Genomic DNA, 15231 nt, shown 5'->3' with positions numbered 1-15231 from the left:
ACGACATACATCCCACATATCAGGACACAGCCGCGTTCGCCGAGCAGACGTGGAGGCCCTCATTTCGAGCCAGCATGAGGGCTTTCGGGTCTGCCCGCCGGGTGATCCCGGAAATGCAACAGGCCCCCAAGGGGTCTCCCCGGGGGCCTGCGCGGTCTGTGCGTGGCGTTTAGAACGCCGCTTCGTCGAGCTCCATGATGTCGTTGTCGATGTTCTCGATCACCGAGCGGGTGCTGGTCAGCAACGGCAGGAAGTTCTTGGTGAAGAACGACGCCACCGCGATCTTGCCTTCGTAGAAGGAGCGGTCGGCACCTTCGGCACCGGCGTCGAGCTTCGCCACCGCGACAGCCGCCTGCCGGGCCAGCAGCCAGCCGATCATCAGGTCGCCGACGCTCATCAGGAAGCGCACCGAACCCAGGCCGACTTTGTAGATGCTGGTGATGTCCTCCTGCGCGGCCATCAGGTAGCCGGTCAGCGTTGCCGCCATGCCCTGCACGTCGGCCAGCGCGGTGGCCAGCAGTTCCCGCTCCGCTTTCAGCCGCCCGTTGCCGGTCTCGTTCTTGATGAACGTCTCGATCTCGCCCGCGACGTGGCCCAGCGCGGCGCCCTTGTCGCGGATGATCTTGCGGAAGAAGAAGTCCTGCGCCTGAATTGCCGTGGTGCCCTCGTAGAGCGAGTCGATCTTGGCGTCACGGATGTACTGCTCGATCGGGTAGTCCTGCAGGAAGCCCGAGCCACCCAGGGTCTGGAGGCTCTCGGTGAGCTTGGCGTAGGCCTGCTCGGAGCCCACCCCCTTGACGATCGGCAGCATCAAGTCGTTGATCTTGACCGCCAGGTCGGCGTCGACGTCGTGCAGCGCCTTGGCGACCACTTCGTCCTGGAAGGTGGCGGTGTACATGTACAACGCGCGCAGACCCTCGGCGTAGGCCTTCTGGGTCATCAGCGAACGGCGGACGTCCGGGTGGTGGGTGATGGTCACCCGCGGCGCGGCCTTGTCGGTCATCTGGGTGAGGTCGGCGCCCTGCACCCGCTCCTTGGCGTACTCGAGCGCGTTGAGGTAGCCGGTGGACAGCGTCGCGATGGCCTTGGTGCCGACCATCATCCGGGCCTGCTCGATCACGTCGAACATCTGCGCGATGCCGTTGTGCACCTCGCCGACGAGCCAGCCCTTGGCCGGTACGCCGTGCTGACCGAAGGTCAGCTCACAGGTGGCCGAGACCTTCAGGCCCATCTTGTGCTCGACGTTGGTGACGAAGACACCGTTGCGCTCGCCGAGCTCACCGGTTTCGAAGTCGAACAGGAACTTCGGCACGAAGAACAGCGACAGACCCTTGGTGCCGGGCTTTGCGCCCTCCGGGCGGGCCAGCACCAGGTGGAAGATGTTCTCGAACAGGTCATCGGAGTCAGCCGAGGTGATGAATCGCTTCACACCGTCGATGTGCCACGAGCCGTCCTCTTGCTGGACGGCCTTGGTGCGGCCGGCGCCCACGTCCGAGCCGGCGTCCGGCTCGGTCAGCACCATGGTCGAACCCCAACCGCGCTCGGCGGCGAGGACGGCCCACTTCTTCTGCTCTTCGGTGGCGATGTTGTAGAAGATGTTGGCGAAGCCGGCGCCACCGCCGTACATCCACACCGCGGGGTTGGCACCCAAGATGTGCTCCTGCAGGGCCCACATCAGGACTTTGGGCATCGGAATGCCGCCGAGCTCCTCGATCACCCCGACCCGGTCCCAGCCGGCTTCCAGGTGGGCGCGCACCGACTTCTTGAAGGACTCGGGCAGCGTCACCGAGTGGGTGGCCGGGTCGAACACCGGGGGGTTGCGGTCGCCGTCGACGAAGGACTCCGCGATCGGGCCCTCGGCCAGGCGGACCATCTCGCCGAGCATCTCTTGAGCGGTGTCGACGTCCAGGTCGGCGTAGTCGCCTTCGCCGAAGACCTGGTCCAAGCCCAGCACCTCGAACAGGTTGAACACCTGGTCACGGACATTGCTCTTGTAGTGGCTCACTACTTCCTCCTCATGGAATGCCACCTGTGGTTGGGTACTCAGGCTTAAGTTACCCACCAGTAACGTAACCTGAAATATACTCGCCAGTAGCCATAGTGCAAGCTGATGTGAGCTATGTCCTTCATGCGGGTGACCAACCGGTTGGTCCCTGGCCCAGAATGCGGTCGCCAGCGGCCGATCTGCCGAGGTGACAGGGCGGCGAGTAGGGTTCTGGGCGACCAGACCAGACGAGGCGAATGAATCCCCGGTGAATCCCCACGTGAGTTCCGAGAGCAAGTTGACCCCGTTGACCCCGTCGTCGTTGCGGGAGGCCTTCGGGCATTTCCCGTCCGGAGTGGTGGCGGTGGCAGCCGAGATCGACGGCGTTCGGGTCGGCCTGGCCGCCAGCACCTTCGTGCCGGTCTCGTTGGAGCCGCCGTTGGTGTCCTTCTGCGTGCAGAACACCTCGAGCACCTGGCCCAAGCTCAAGGACTCGCCCCGGCTGGGCATCAGCGTGCTCGGCGAGGCGCACGATGTCGCGGCGCGCACCCTGGCTGCCAAGACCGGTGATCGCTTCGCCGGGCTGGAGACGGTGACCAACGACGGCGCGGTGTTCATCAAGGGCACCGGAGTATGGCTGGGCAGCTCGATCGAGCAGTTGGTGCCCGCCGGGGACCACACCATCGTGGTGCTGCGGGTCTGTGATTTGACCGTCGATCCAGAGATCGCCCCGATCGTTTTCCACCGCAGCGGTTTTCGCCGCCTCGGGGGCTAAGGCCCGAGTCGCTGTGCGGGTGCSGGGGGTGCGATAGCCCCCGCCGATGTGTTGCTATGGGCAGATGGCGCCCCTGCGTAGCGACCCCGTGCAGTTGAGGACCACCGCCGAGACGCTGGTGGCCGAGGCCGCCGCATTCGTCCGGCGTCGGCGTGCCGAGGTGTTCGGCGCCGAAGTGGCCGAGCCGTCCTCAGGCCTGGTCCAGACGAAGAGCACTCCGACCGATCCGGTGACCGTGGTCGACACCGAGACCGAGAGCTTCATCCGGGATCGGCTGACCGGGCTGCGGCCCGGTGATGCGGTGCTGGGCGAGGAAGGCGGAGGTTCCGGGGACGTCTCTGGCCGCGAACCGGGTGTCGTCACCTGGGTGGTCGACCCGATCGACGGCACGGTGAACTTCATGTACGACGTCCCGGCATACGCGGTTTCGGTGGCAGCGCAGATCGGCGGGGTCTCGGTGGCCGGCGCGGTCGCCGACGTAGTGGGTGACCGGATCTATTCTGCCGGTGCCGGATTGGGCGCCCGAGTGACCGATCAGCAGGGAACTTTCGCGCTGCGCTGCGCCGATGTGAGCGAGCTGGCACTGGCACTGCTGGGCACCGGGTTCGGCTATTCGCCACGGCGCCGGGCCGCCCAGGCCGCGTTGCTTGCCCGGTTGCTGCCGGAAGTGCGCGATGTGCGCCGGATCGGATCGGCCGCGCTGGACCTGTGCATGGTCGCTGCCGGGCGGCTCGACGCCTACTACGAGCATGGGATCAAGCCGTGGGACTACGCCGCCGGAGCACTGATCGCGGTCGAGGCCGGGGCGCGGGTGGTGCTGCCCGGTCCAGAGGTCGACGGCGGCGACGTGTGTGTCGCCGCCGCACCCGGTGTCGCCGATGCCCTGATCGCCTTGCTGCAACGCGAAGGTGGCTGGGCCGCTATTCCGGCGTAGCCTCCGATCGCCGCGGCCTGCGGCCAGTCACGGGGTCGAGGGTCAGTCCGCCTTGCGGCGGAAAATCTTTCGACCGAGCCAGACGACGGGGTCATAACGGTTCCCGACCACCCGCTCCTTCATCGGGATGATGGCGTTGTCGGTGATCGTGATGTGTTCCGGGCAGACCTCGGTGCAGCACTTGGTGATGTTGCACAGTCCCAGACCCGCGTCGTCCTGGGCGAAGTCACGCCGGTCGGCGGCGTCGAGCGGGTGCATGTCCAACTCCGCAAGCCGGATGAACATCCGCGGCCCGGAGAACCGCGGCTTGTTCTCCTCATGGTCCCGGATGACGTGGCAGACGTTCTGGCACAGGAAGCATTCGATGCACTTGCGGAACTCCTGGGAGCGCTCCACATCCACCTGCTGCATCCGGTACTCGCCGGGCTTGAGATCCGCCGGCGGCTTGAAGGCCGGCATCTCTCGGGCCTTCTCGTAGTTGAACGAGACATCGGTGACCAGGTCACGAACCACCGGGAATGTCCGCACCGGGGTCACGGTGATCGTTTCAGCCGGGTCGAACATCGACATCCGCGTCATACACAGCAGTCGCGGGAAACCGTTGATCTCCGCCGAACACGATCCGCACTTGCCGGCCTTGCAGTTCCAGCGCACCGCCAGATCCGGGGTCTGGGTGGCCTGCAGGCGGTGGATGACGTCGAGCACCACCTCGCCCTCGTTGACCTCGACCTCGAAATCTTCAAGTCCACCGCCGTCAACGTCACCGCGCCAGACTCGCAGGTGGGCGTTGTGTGTCATTACGCTCTCCGTCCCGGATGTTGCGCCAGCTCTTGGTCGGTGTAGTACTTCTCCAGTTCGGAGATCTCGAACAGCTCCAGCAAGTCCTCACGCATCCCGGTCTGAGATTCCGGCGTGACCGTGATGTCAAAAATCGCCTGGGGGCTCTGCTTCTCCGCGACCCGGCAGACCAGCAGGGTCTTGCGCCAGTTGGCGTCCATCCCCGGGTGGTCGTCGCGGGTGTGCCCACCGCGGCTCTCGGTGCGTTGCAGCGCGGCTTTGGCCACGCATTCGCTGACCAGCAGCATGTTGCGCAGGTCGACGGCCAGATGCCAGCCCGGGTTGTAGTGCCGTCCGCCGTCGACGGTGACCGCCGCGAAGCGGGCCTTGAATTCCTCGAGTCGGACCAGGGCCTGCTCCAGCTCGCCGGCATTGCGGATGATGCCGACCAGGTCGTTCATCGACTGCTGCAACTCGGAGTGCAAGGTGTACGGGTTCTCCGGTGTGGCGCCGCCGGCCGGACCGTGGAACGGCGCCAGCGCCAGCTCTGCTGCGGCTTCCAGCGCTGCCGGTGTCACCGACGGGCGGGTGTTCAGCCCCTGCACGTACTGTGCCGCGCCCAACCCGGCGCGACGGCCGAACACCAGCAGATCCGACAGGGAGTTGCCGCCCAGCCGGTTGGAACCGTGCATCCCACCGGAGCATTCGCCTGCGGCAAACAGTCCGGGCACCGCCGCCGCGCCGGTGTCCGGGTCGACCTCGATACCACCCATCACGTAGTGGCAGGTGGGGCCGACTTCCATTGCTTCCTTGGTGATGTCCACCTCGGCGAGCTGCATGAACTGGTGGTACATCGAAGGCAGTCGCCGCTTGATCTCCTCGGGCGTCAGCCGAGAGGCGATGTCGAGGAACACCCCGCCATGCGGCGAACCGCGGCCGGCTTTGACCTCGGAGTTGATGGCGCGGGCCACCTCGTCACGGGGCAGCAGGTCCGGGGTGCGGCGGGCCGAGTCGTTGTCCTTGAGCCACTGATCGGCCTCTTGCTCGGTCTCGGCGTACTGGCCCTTGAACACCGGCGGGATGTAGTCGAACATGAACCGGGTTCCGTCGGAGTTCTTGAGCACCCCGCCGTCGCCGCGGACGCCCTCGGTGACCAGGATCCCCTTCACGCTGGGCGGCCACACCATCCCGGTCGGATGGAATTGGACGAACTCCATGTTGATCAGCGTCGCGCCGGCTCGCAGCGCCAGCGCGTGGCCGTCGCCGGTGTACTCCCACGAGTTGGACGTCACCTTGAACGACTTGCCGATGCCGCCGGTGGCCAGCACCACGGCCGGCGCTTCGAACAGCACGAAGTTGCCGCTCTCACGCCAGTAGCCGAAGGCGCCCGAAATAGCGCCGCTGGCTTCGTCTTTGAGCAGTTCAGTGATGGTGCACTCGTGGAAGATTTTGATCCGGGCCTCGTAGTCACCGAACTCGGCATAATCGTCCTGCTGCAGCGAGACCACTTTCTGCTGCATGGTGCGGATCAATTCCAGGCCGGTGCGGTCACCGACGTGGGCCAGCCGCGGATAGGTGTGGCCGCCGAAGTTGCGCTGGTTGATCTTTCCGTCGGGGGTGCGGTCGAACAGTGCGCCGTAGGTCTCCAGCTCCCAGACCCGCTCGGGTGCTTCCCGGGCGTGCAACTCGGCCATCCGCCAGTTGTTGAGGAACTTCCCGCCGCGCATGGTGTCGCGGAAGTGCACCTGCCAGTTGTCCTTGGAGTTGACGTTGCCCATCGACGCCGCGCAACCACCCTCGGCCATCACGGTGTGCGCCTTGCCGAACAGCGACTTGCACACCACCGCAACGCTGAGGCCCTGTTCGCGTGCTTCGATCACCGCGCGCAGGCCAGCGCCCCCGGCACCGATCACGACCACGTCGTAGGAGTGCCGTTCGACTTCAACCATGAATTCTCGCTAACCCTTCGTGTGATCGCGGCACTTAGCCGACGAACCGGAAATCGGTGATGACGCCGCTGGAGACCAGGGCGACGTAGAGGTCGGTGAACGCCAGCGTGCCGAGGGTGATCCAGGCGAACTGCTGGTGGCGGCCGTTGAACCAGCTGATCTTCGTCCAAAACCAGTAGCGGACCGGGTGTTTGGAGAAGTGGTTGAGGCGACCGCCGAATATGTGCCGGCAGGAGTGGCAGCCGCCGGTATAGGCCCAGAGCATCGCCACGTTCGCGAGCAGCACGATGTTGCCCACCCCGAACCCGAACCCGCCGGGCCCGTCGTCGGAGTGCAGTGCGGCGATTGCGTCATAGGTGTTGAGCGCCGCGAGCGTGAACGCCGCATAGAAGAAGTAGCGGTGGCTGTTCTGCATGATCAACGGCAAACGAGTCTCGCCGGTGTAGTGGGCACGGGGCTCGGGCACCGCGCAGGCCGTCGGCGACTGCCAGACGGAGCGATAGTAGGCCTTGCGGTAATAGTAGCAGGTCAGCCGGAAGCAGAGCAGGAAGGGCAATACCAATGCCCCCAACGGAATCCACCGAGGGAATTCCGGCAGCCAGACGCCCAAGTGGCTTGAGCCGGGCACACACGACGCGCTGATGCACGGCGAGTAGAACGGTGTCAGGTAGTGGTACTTGTCAACCCAGTAGGCGCTGCCCCAGAACGATCGGATGGTCGCGTAGATGATGAACGCGAGCAGTCCCAGGTTCACCCGCAGCGGCGAGAGCCACCAGCGGTCGGTACGCAGGGTGCGATTCGCGATTCGTGCGCGAGTCGCCGAGTAGACGCCGGGACGGTTCACGGCGGGTGCGCTCATCTAATGGGGTTCCCTTCGGCTCAGTTCGTCGGAGGGCGCCCCTTGGCCGCAGGCAGCACCCGGTGTGGGTCAGTACCTGCCTTGGCCGCCGACGCCTTCGTCGTCGACGTCGCGCCAGAATTCGGTGTCGTATTCGGTGTCAGGGATGGTGATCTTCTCGTGCGACCGCTCGGCCGCCCAGCGCTCCAAGTCCAGCTCTCCGGCATCGGATTCGAGGAGCTGAACGTCGGTGAGGATGCGCTCGGCGTCCAGCTCGATGCGGCGCATTCCAGGGATGTCGCCGAAGCGGGTCTTCAGCCCCAGCACGCAACGCCGCAGGTCACCGATCAGGGTGTGCAGCTCGGCGAGTTCGGTAGTGCTCGACACCAGACCTCCTCGGGTGGTACGGATCACAGTACGTTCACCCGATGCTAATCACACCAGGAACGGAACGTGAGACAGATCACGTTGTGAGCTGACGTGTTGGACGCCGAAAACCCCTACACACAGGCGTGTGCAGGGGTTTTCGGGTCGAAGACCGCCGCGCCGGTTTACTTGGTGATGGCGATGGTCTGCGGCCGGGTGCCCGCGTACACCCCGGCTACCCGGACGGTCAGTACGCCGGCGTCATAGGTCGCGGTCACGGCGTCGCCGGTGACATGGGCCGGAACCGCGAACGAGCGGCGGAACGCGCCGTAGCGCACCTCGCGCAGCGTGCGGTTGGTGTCGGCGTCGGTCTCGGCGTACTCGTCGCGCCGTTCGCCGCGGACCACCAGGTGGCCGCCGTCGAGTTCGACCGTCACGTCCTTGTCGACGTCGATGCCCGGCAGTTCCAGCCGCACCACAGCGTCGTCGCCGTCCTTGGTGATCTCGGCGGCCGGCCGGAACCCCGTCGCGGCGGGAGCCCGCCAGTCGCTGGCGGTGGCCGGGCTGAAGAAGTCACGGACCCAACGGTCAGTGTCGAACGGGTGGTGCCTCAAGGTCAGGGTGCTCATGGGGACTCCTCGAATGATTACCGCGTGCCGGTCGGGTGCCGGCCCGTCACTGGGTAGAACTTGAGTCACCCTCGCTAAAGTTCCGTGTTCGCCGGCAGTGAACACGGACGCACAAAAGTGGTGCCGTGAGCGGTATCACGGCGTAAGCAGCGAACCGTTCACACGCTTGTAACGTATGGCGATACTCCGGCAATATCGGGTTCCTAACCTCCCTTCTATGACCACGATCGAAACCCCGCGCGCCGTCAAAGACCTTGTCGTGGTCGGACACGGCATGGTGGGGCACCGCTTCGTGGAGGCGCTGCGCAGCCGGCCCGGAGGCGCCGACTGGCGGGTCACGGTGCTGGCCGAGGAATCCGATCCCGCCTACGACCGCGTCGGGCTGACCTCCTACACCGACGGGTGGGACCGGTCCCGGCTGGCGCTGCCGGGCAACGACTACGCCGACGACGAGCAGGTGCGGCTGATGCTGAGCACCCGGGTCGAGAAGGTTGATCTGGCCGACAAGTCGGTGCTCGCCGCGGATGGGCAGCGTTACGGCTACGACACCCTGGTGCTGGCGACCGGCTCACGCGCGTTCGTCCCCCCGGTGCCCGGCCACGATCTGCCCGGCTGCCATGTCTACCGGACCCTGGACGATCTGGACGGAATCCGGGCCGACATCGAGTGCATGCTGGAAGCCGGTAACGCCCGGGCCGGAGTGGTGATCGGGGGCGGACTGCTGGGGCTGGAGGCCGCCAACGCGCTCCGGGCGTCCGGGATCGAGCCGCACATCGTCGAGATGGCGCCGCGCCTGATGCCGCAACAGCTCGATGACGCCGGCGGTGTGCTGCTGAGCCGGATGATCTCGGAACTGGGCATCGCGGTGCACGTCGGTGTGGGCACCGAGTCCATCGAGCAGCTGACCCACCAGTACGGTTCACCGACCCTGCGGGTAAAGCTCTCCGACGGCAACGCGATCGAGGCCGGCCTGGTGATCTTCGCCGCGGGCGTGCGTCCCCGTGACGAACTGGCTCGTGAGGCGGGTCTGGCGATCGCCGAGCGTGGCGGTGTGTTGACCGACCTGTGTTGCCGGACCAGCGATTCCGACGTGTACGCGATCGGTGAGGTGGCCGCCATCGAGGGCGTCTGCTACGGCTTGGTCGGCCCCGGCTACACCAGCGCCGAGGTGGTCGCCGACCGCCTGCTCGAGGGTGTGGCCGAATTCGGCGAGGCGGACATGTCCACCAAGCTCAAGCTGCTCGGTGTCGACGTGGCCAGCTTCGGCGACGCGATGGGGTCGACGGAGAACTCGCTGTCGGTCGTCATCAACGATCCGGTGAAGCGCACCTATGCCAAGTTGGTGCTCTCCGACGACGCCAAGACTCTGCTCGGCGGGATCCTGGTCGGCGACGCCTCCTCCTACGGCGTGCTGCGTCCGATGGTCGGCGCCGAGCTGCCTGGCGATCCCCTGGATCTGATCGCTCCGGCCAGCTCCGGCGACAGCAAGAGCGCCCTGGGGATCAGTGCGTTGCCTGGGGCGGCGCAGATCTGTTCCTGCAACAACGTCAGCAAGGACCAGTTGTGCGCCGCGATCGCCGGCGGCTGCCACGACGTGCAGAGCCTGAAGGACTGCACCAAGGCGGGAACTTCGTGTGGATCCTGCATTCCGCTGCTCAAGGAGCTGCTGGTCGCCGAGGGTGTCGAGCAGTCCAAGGCGCTGTGCGAACACTTCGCCCAGTCGCGCGCGGAGCTGTTTGAGATCGTCCAGGTCACCGGAATCCGCACCTTCTCCGAACTGCTGGAGCGGTTCGGCACGGGCCACGGCTGTGACATCTGCAAGCCCACCGTCGCCTCCATCTTGGCGTCCACCGGATCAGACCACATCCTTGAGGGCGAGCAGGCCGCTCTGCAGGACACCAACGACCACTTCCTGGCCAATATTCAGCGCAACGGCAGCTACTCAGTGGTTCCGCGGGTGCCCGGCGGTGAGATCAAGCCCGAGCACCTGATCCTGATCGGCCAGATTGCCCAGGAATTCGGCCTTTACACCAAGATCACCGGTGGCCAGCGCATCGACATGTTCGGTGCACGGGTGGATCAGCTGCCCGCGATCTGGCGCAAGCTAGTGGACGCCGGCATGGAATCCGGTCAGGCGTACGGAAAGTCGTTGCGGACAGTGAAAAGCTGTGTGGGCAGCGACTGGTGCCGCTACGGGCAGCAGGATTCGGTGAAGATGGCCATCGATCTGGAGCTGCGCTACCGCGGACTGCGCGCGCCGCACAAGATCAAGATGGGCGTCTCGGGCTGCGCGCGTGAGTGCGCCGAGGCACGCGGCAAAGACGTCGGTGTGATCGCGACCGAGATCGGTTGGAATCTTTACGTGGGCGGGAACGGCGGTATGTCGCCCAAGCACGCCCAGTTGCTCGCCAGCGACCTCGACACCGAGACCGTGTTCCGCTATGTCGACCGGTTCCTGATGTTCTACATCCGCACCGCCGATCGGTTGCAGCGCACCGCGCCCTGGATCGAGGCGATGGAAGGTGGACTCGACCACGTCCGCGAGGTCGTCTGCGACGACTCCCTGGGGCTGGCAGCGGAATTCGAGGCGGAGATGGCTCGCCACGTCGACAACTACGCCGATGAGTGGAAGGGCGTCCTCGACGACCCGGAGAAGCTGTCACGATTCGTCTCCTTCGTCAACGCCCCCGATGCCGAAGATCCCACCGTCGCCTTCACCGTGCGCGACGGCCGCAAGGTCCCGTTACCCGTCCCCGTCCTGCGAGTATCTGAGGAGAAGTCATGAACACCAACAACATCGACACCTGGATCACCGCCTGCCGCTACGACAGCATGATTCCCGGACTCGGAGTGGGTGTCCTGCTCGCCAACGGCAAGCAGGCGGCGCTGTTCCGGCTCGACGACGGCTCGGTCCGTGCGGTGTGCAACATCGACCCGTTCTTCCGGGCAGCGGTGCTGTCCCGCGGAATCGTCGGTGACCGCGGCGGCCGGCTATCTGTCATCTCCCCGTTGAAGAAGCAGGCCTTCGCCTTTGACGACGGCAGCTGCTTGGATGACCCGAGCGTCTCGGTGCGGGTGTATCCGACTCGGATCAGCGAGGACGGCTACGTGCAGGTCGGGCAGCCGGTCGCGGAACGGGCCGTTGCTTAGCCGGCCCTAGCCGGCTTCCTGGCCTACCTGGTCCACCTGATCTACGGCCAGGCGATACCCCCGTTTGACAACGGTGGTGACGATATTCTTGTCGCCCAGCGTTGTTCGCAGCCTCAGGACAGCGGTTTCTACCGCATGAGTGCTGGTGCCGTTGCCGGGCAGCGCCTCGAGGAGGGTCTGCCGGGAGACAACGCGGCCGGGCTGGTGAGCCAGCGCCCGTAGTGTGGCCATGCTCGAGGGCGACATCGGCTTGGCCACCCCGTCGACCAGTACGCAATTGCCGCGCACTTCGATGCGATGGCCCGCGGCGTGAACGGTGTGGGCGCGCAGCCGCGGAAGCTCATCGATGATGTGGCGAGCTAACGCCCCCAGTCGCATTCTCCGCGGCGAAGAGGTCGGGATGTCCAAGAGTGCCAACGGCCGCGCCGTCAACGGTCCGACGCACATGGCATGCACGTCGTCGGAACGCAGAGCGAGCAGCAGTGCGTCCGAGATGCCCAGATCGGCGGCACGGGTCAGTGTCGCCATCACAGCGGCGGCCGAGGTGAAGCTGACAGCATCGAATTGGCGTTGGGCGATCTGGGAAGTGAGCTGGTCGAACTCCCCGCCGGGCTGGGCCGGACGCCATCGGTAGACGGGGATGGGCAGTACGTCGGCGCCCGCCTTGCGAAACTGATCGAGCAGCTCCGGAGCGGGATCCCAGTCGCCGGTGGTGCCGTGGAGCTGCACGGCCACGCGGGCTCCGGCGATATCGGATTTCAGGTAATCGAGCATCGCGGCCGATGACTCCGATTCGGGTGACCACTCCTCGGGCAGGCCCGCGGTGCGCAATGCGCCAACAGCCTTCGGTCCACGGGCCACGACACGGGCGGTCGTCAGGGCTGCGATCAGCCGGTCGGCAATACCCCATCCTTCGGCAGCGGCGATCCAGCCGCGGAGGCCCATCGCCGTCGTCACCACCAGGACATCTGGCGGGTTCTCGATCAATGATTCAGTGCGCCCGTGCAATACGGTGTCGTCGGTCAAGTCGATCATGGTGATGGCCGGGGCCGCACAGACCGAGGCGCCGTGGCGACGCAGCAAGGTGCAGAGCTCCTCGGCGCGGCGCGCTGACGTGACTGCGACCCGGTAGCCACTCAGCGACGTGGACACCTTACGCCGGTGCCAACACGGCCCGGGCCGGCTGCGGGGCGAAGAACGGCCGACGTACATACCTGTGCCAGGTCAGCGCCGCGGCCCCCACATAACCCACCAGGAAGATCCAGAATGCCGTGGTCGCCGAGCCGCTGGTGATGTACGACTGGCGCAGTGCCAGGTTGATTCCTACGCCACCCAGGGCGCCGATTGCGCCGGCAAATCCGATCAGTGCCCCCGACATGGCCCGCGCCCAGTGCCGACGGTCGCTCTCGTGCATACCCATTTGGTGACTGCGGGCCTCGAAGACCGACGGAATCATCTTGTACACCGAGCCATTGCCGATCCCGGAGACGATAAACAGCGCCACGAAGCCGATGACGTAGCCGACCATGACCGCGCCGGACGTGGGGCCGGTGCGACCGCTGTCCAGTGTGCTCACGGCGACGAGCAACGCGGAGGCTGCGAACAAGCCGCCAAAGGCAGCCAGCGTCACCCGGCTGCCGCCAAGCCGATCGGCGAGGCGCCCGCCGAAGATCCGGGACAACGACCCCAAAAGCGGTCCCAAAAAGGCGATCTGGGCAGCGTGCAACGAGGCCTGAGCGGGACTCTGGCCGCCGCCCACAAAGCTGATCTGCAACACCTGGCCGAACGCGAACGAGAACCCGATGAAGGAGCCGAACGTGCCGATGTAGAGCAGTGCGACGATCCAGGTGTCGAGTTCGGGAAGGATCGCACGCATGGCCGTCAGGTCTGCCCTTTGACCGTCGAGGTTGTCCATGAAAAGTGCTGCGCCGATCGCGGCCACCGCGAGGACGACCAGATAGATCGCACATACCCAGTACGGCTGGCGGTTACCCACGGTGGCTAGCACCGCCAACCCGACCAGCTGGATCAGCGGAACGCCCAGGTTGCCACCGCCGGCATTGACCGCCAGCGCCCAGCCCTTGAGTCGATGCGGGTAGAAGGCATTCACGTTGGTCATCGAGGCGGCAAAGTTGCCCCCGCCCAGACCGGTCATGGCCGCGCACACCAGGTAAGGCCACAGCGGCAGACCCGGATGGGCCAGCAGGCCCATCATCCCGATGGTCGGGATCAATAGCACCAGCGCGGAGAAGATCGTCCAGTTGCGGCCGCCGAAGGCCGCGGTGGCCAGCGAGTACGGTATGCGCAGCACGCCACCGGCGAGGGTGGCGGTGGCTGCCAGCAGGAACTTGTCGCCGGCGCTGAAGCCGTACACCGACTCGGGCATGAACAGCACCATCACCGACCAGATCGACCAGATCGAAAAGCCGGCGTGCTCAGCAACTGTCGACCAGATCAGGTTGCGTCGCGCAACCTTGTCGTTGCCGGCCTTCCAGGCCACGGTGTCTTCGGGATCCCACTGGGTAATCAGGTGTGAACGAGCCATGTGGTCACGGTAGAAATCTTTCGTTACCGCAATGCTGCACGAGATGACTCAGTCGTGAACTTCTCCTCACGGCGCTGGTGGAAGCGTGTGAGGCGGGAGGTCCGGTGAGGGCGCAAAGGCAGCGCAGGCTACCGATCAATATGGCGGGGATAGAATGGAATTCACAGTGCAAGCGCCATGTCCCAAGTTCGGAACGACGCAGACCGATGCCGAAAAGGTGTTATCGCACCGGAATCCGCGTATGGGCGGTGATGAACCGATCGGCGACGACCCGGGCGATCCCGGGATGCGTGCCCAGCGGCGCGGTAACTCGATCCGCGCCGGCATTGTGCAGGCGGCGCTGGAAAAGACCGTCGGCCAACAAATATGACGCGATCACGACGCGTGACGCGCCTTGGCTGCGCAGGTCGGCGACAGCCTCGGGAACGCTGGGTCCACCGGTAGCGGCGAATGCCACTGTGACGGGTGCTCCGATTATGCCAGACACCATCTGCGCTGCGTGCTTGAGGTCGGCCTGCGCGACCGGATCGGTGGACCCCGCTGCAGCGAGAACCACTGATTCACCTTGGCGCCAGCCTGATTCGGACAGCCGAGCGGCGACGACCGCGGCGACACGAGGATCGGGTCCCAGTGCTGGGGTGATCGTGACGTCGGGGTGGCCGCTGGCGGCGACCTGGGTCGGCACGTCGACGCCGACGTGGTAGCCGCGGGCAAGGAAGGCGGGGACGAGGATAGCCGGGCGGCCGTTTTCGGCCTCAGCGGAGAGGATCTCGGCCGGGCTGGGCCCCAACACGTCGATGAATGCCACTCTGACCGGTTGCGCCAGCAGGGTGCCGACCCGTTCGGCGAGTTCGCCGATCATGACTACCCCGTCGGGCTGACGGGTGCCGTGCGCGACCAGGATGGGAATCATGCCACGCCCTGCTCAGTGTCGACGGCGAGTCGGTAACCTCGCTTGACCACCGTGGCGACGATGTGGCTGTCGCCCAGCGCTGTTCGCAGTCGGAGGACGGCAGAGTCGACGGCGTGCATACTGTTGCCACGTCCCGGGAGAGCGCGCAGCAGGGTTTCCCGGGCGACGACGTGGCCCGGTCGGAGCGCCAGGACGCGCAAAGCGGCCAGTCCGGCCGGCGAAACCGGCTTGACTATCCCATCCACGAGGACCCGGCTCTCCTCAATATCAATACGATGACCGGCGGCATAGACGGCGGTACTCATGCATAAGATTTAGTCGCAGTCGATTTCGTCTGTGTTACCCCGCGATTTCGGAGCCGTTGCCCTATA

At 65.8% G+C, this 15231-nt stretch carries 13 protein-coding genes and 1 pseudogene; 4 read left to right on the top strand and 10 right to left on the bottom strand.

Annotated elements, in window-relative coordinates; translation table 11 throughout:
* Window positions 1-169 precede the first annotated feature (169 nt).
* Window positions 170-2005, bottom strand: coding sequence for an acyl-CoA dehydrogenase (locus EJK91_RS03225; protein ID WP_024441394.1), 1836 nt, complete (start codon window positions 2003-2005; stop codon window positions 170-172).
* Window positions 2006-2282: 277 nt separating this feature from the next.
* Between EJK91_RS03225 and EJK91_RS03220 the strand changes: the two genes are divergently transcribed.
* Both EJK91_RS03220 and EJK91_RS03215 read left to right on the top strand, forming a co-directional pair.
* The gene (locus tag EJK91_RS03220) at window positions 2283-2759 is read left to right on the top strand and encodes a flavin reductase family protein (RefSeq protein WP_444850792.1); all 477 of its coding nucleotides are present in this window, start codon (window positions 2283-2285) and stop codon (window positions 2757-2759) included.
* Between the two features lie 64 nt (window positions 2760-2823).
* Window positions 2824-3693 carry an inositol monophosphatase family protein gene (locus tag EJK91_RS03215; protein WP_125078244.1) on the top strand — a complete coding sequence of 290 codons (870 nt, stop codon included), beginning with the start codon at window positions 2824-2826 and terminating at the stop codon, window positions 3691-3693.
* A 42-nt stretch (window positions 3694-3735) separates the two neighbouring features.
* On the opposite strand, the gene EJK91_RS03210 is transcribed toward EJK91_RS03215, so the two are convergent.
* The 5 genes from EJK91_RS03210 to EJK91_RS03190 form a co-directional block, all read right to left on the bottom strand.
* Entirely contained in the window at window positions 3736-4491 is a 756-nt protein-coding gene (locus tag EJK91_RS03210) for a succinate dehydrogenase/fumarate reductase iron-sulfur subunit (protein ID WP_024441397.1), read from the bottom strand.
* Window positions 4491-6419: a fumarate reductase/succinate dehydrogenase flavoprotein subunit gene (locus EJK91_RS03205; RefSeq protein ID WP_024441398.1), complete on the bottom strand. Its 1929-nt coding sequence runs from the start codon at window positions 6417-6419 to the stop codon at window positions 4491-4493. The genes EJK91_RS03210 and EJK91_RS03205 overlap by 1 nt, the downstream gene beginning before the upstream one ends.
* Window positions 6420-6453: 34 nt before the next feature.
* On the bottom strand, window positions 6454-7278 hold the full coding sequence (locus EJK91_RS03200; protein ID WP_125078243.1) for a hypothetical protein: 825 nt from the start codon (window positions 7276-7278) through the stop codon (window positions 6454-6456).
* A 69-nt stretch (window positions 7279-7347) separates the two neighbouring features.
* Window positions 7348-7644 carry a hypothetical protein gene (locus EJK91_RS03195; protein WP_024441400.1) on the bottom strand — a complete coding sequence of 99 codons (297 nt, stop codon included), beginning with the start codon at window positions 7642-7644 and terminating at the stop codon, window positions 7348-7350.
* A gap of 164 nt (window positions 7645-7808) precedes the next feature.
* A complete protein-coding gene (locus tag EJK91_RS03190; protein ID WP_024441401.1) occupies window positions 7809-8252 on the bottom strand; it encodes an Hsp20/alpha crystallin family protein in 444 nt (147 codons plus the stop codon).
* Between the two features lie 217 nt (window positions 8253-8469).
* On the opposite strand from EJK91_RS03190, the gene nirB reads away from it, so the two are divergent.
* Window positions 8470-11037: a nitrite reductase large subunit NirB gene (gene nirB / locus EJK91_RS03185; RefSeq protein ID WP_036457466.1), complete on the top strand. Its 2568-nt coding sequence runs from the start codon at window positions 8470-8472 to the stop codon at window positions 11035-11037.
* On the top strand, window positions 11034-11402 hold the full coding sequence (gene nirD, locus EJK91_RS03180) for a nitrite reductase small subunit NirD (protein ID WP_024441403.1): 369 nt from the start codon (window positions 11034-11036) through the stop codon (window positions 11400-11402). Before nirB ends, nirD begins: the two co-directional genes overlap by 4 nt.
* Window positions 11403-11408: 6 nt before the next feature.
* Here nirD and EJK91_RS03175 read toward each other — a convergent pair whose 3' ends face one another.
* The 4 genes and pseudogenes from EJK91_RS03175 to EJK91_RS03160 form a co-directional block, all read right to left on the bottom strand.
* A complete protein-coding gene (locus EJK91_RS03175; protein ID WP_024441404.1) occupies window positions 11409-12554 on the bottom strand; it encodes a uroporphyrinogen-III synthase in 1146 nt (381 codons plus the stop codon).
* A gap of 1 nt (window position 12555) precedes the next feature.
* Window positions 12556-13947, bottom strand: coding sequence for a nitrate/nitrite transporter (locus EJK91_RS03170; protein ID WP_125078241.1), 1392 nt, complete (start codon window positions 13945-13947; stop codon window positions 12556-12558).
* A gap of 220 nt (window positions 13948-14167) precedes the next feature.
* The gene (locus EJK91_RS03165) at window positions 14168-14860 is read right to left on the bottom strand and encodes a sirohydrochlorin chelatase (protein ID WP_046300947.1); all 693 of its coding nucleotides are present in this window, start codon (window positions 14858-14860) and stop codon (window positions 14168-14170) included.
* A pseudogene (locus EJK91_RS03160) lies at window positions 14857-15162 on the bottom strand (winged helix-turn-helix domain-containing protein); the annotation flags it as partial. The pseudogene EJK91_RS03160 and the gene EJK91_RS03165, both read right to left, overlap by 4 nt.
* Between the last annotated feature and the right edge of the window lie 69 nt (window positions 15163-15231).

Source organism: Mycobacterium sp. P7213 (genome assembly GCF_900604305.1).
Lineage (GTDB): Bacteria > Actinomycetota > Actinomycetes > Mycobacteriales > Mycobacteriaceae > Mycobacterium.
This window is presented reverse-complemented; position numbering and strand designations above follow the sequence as displayed.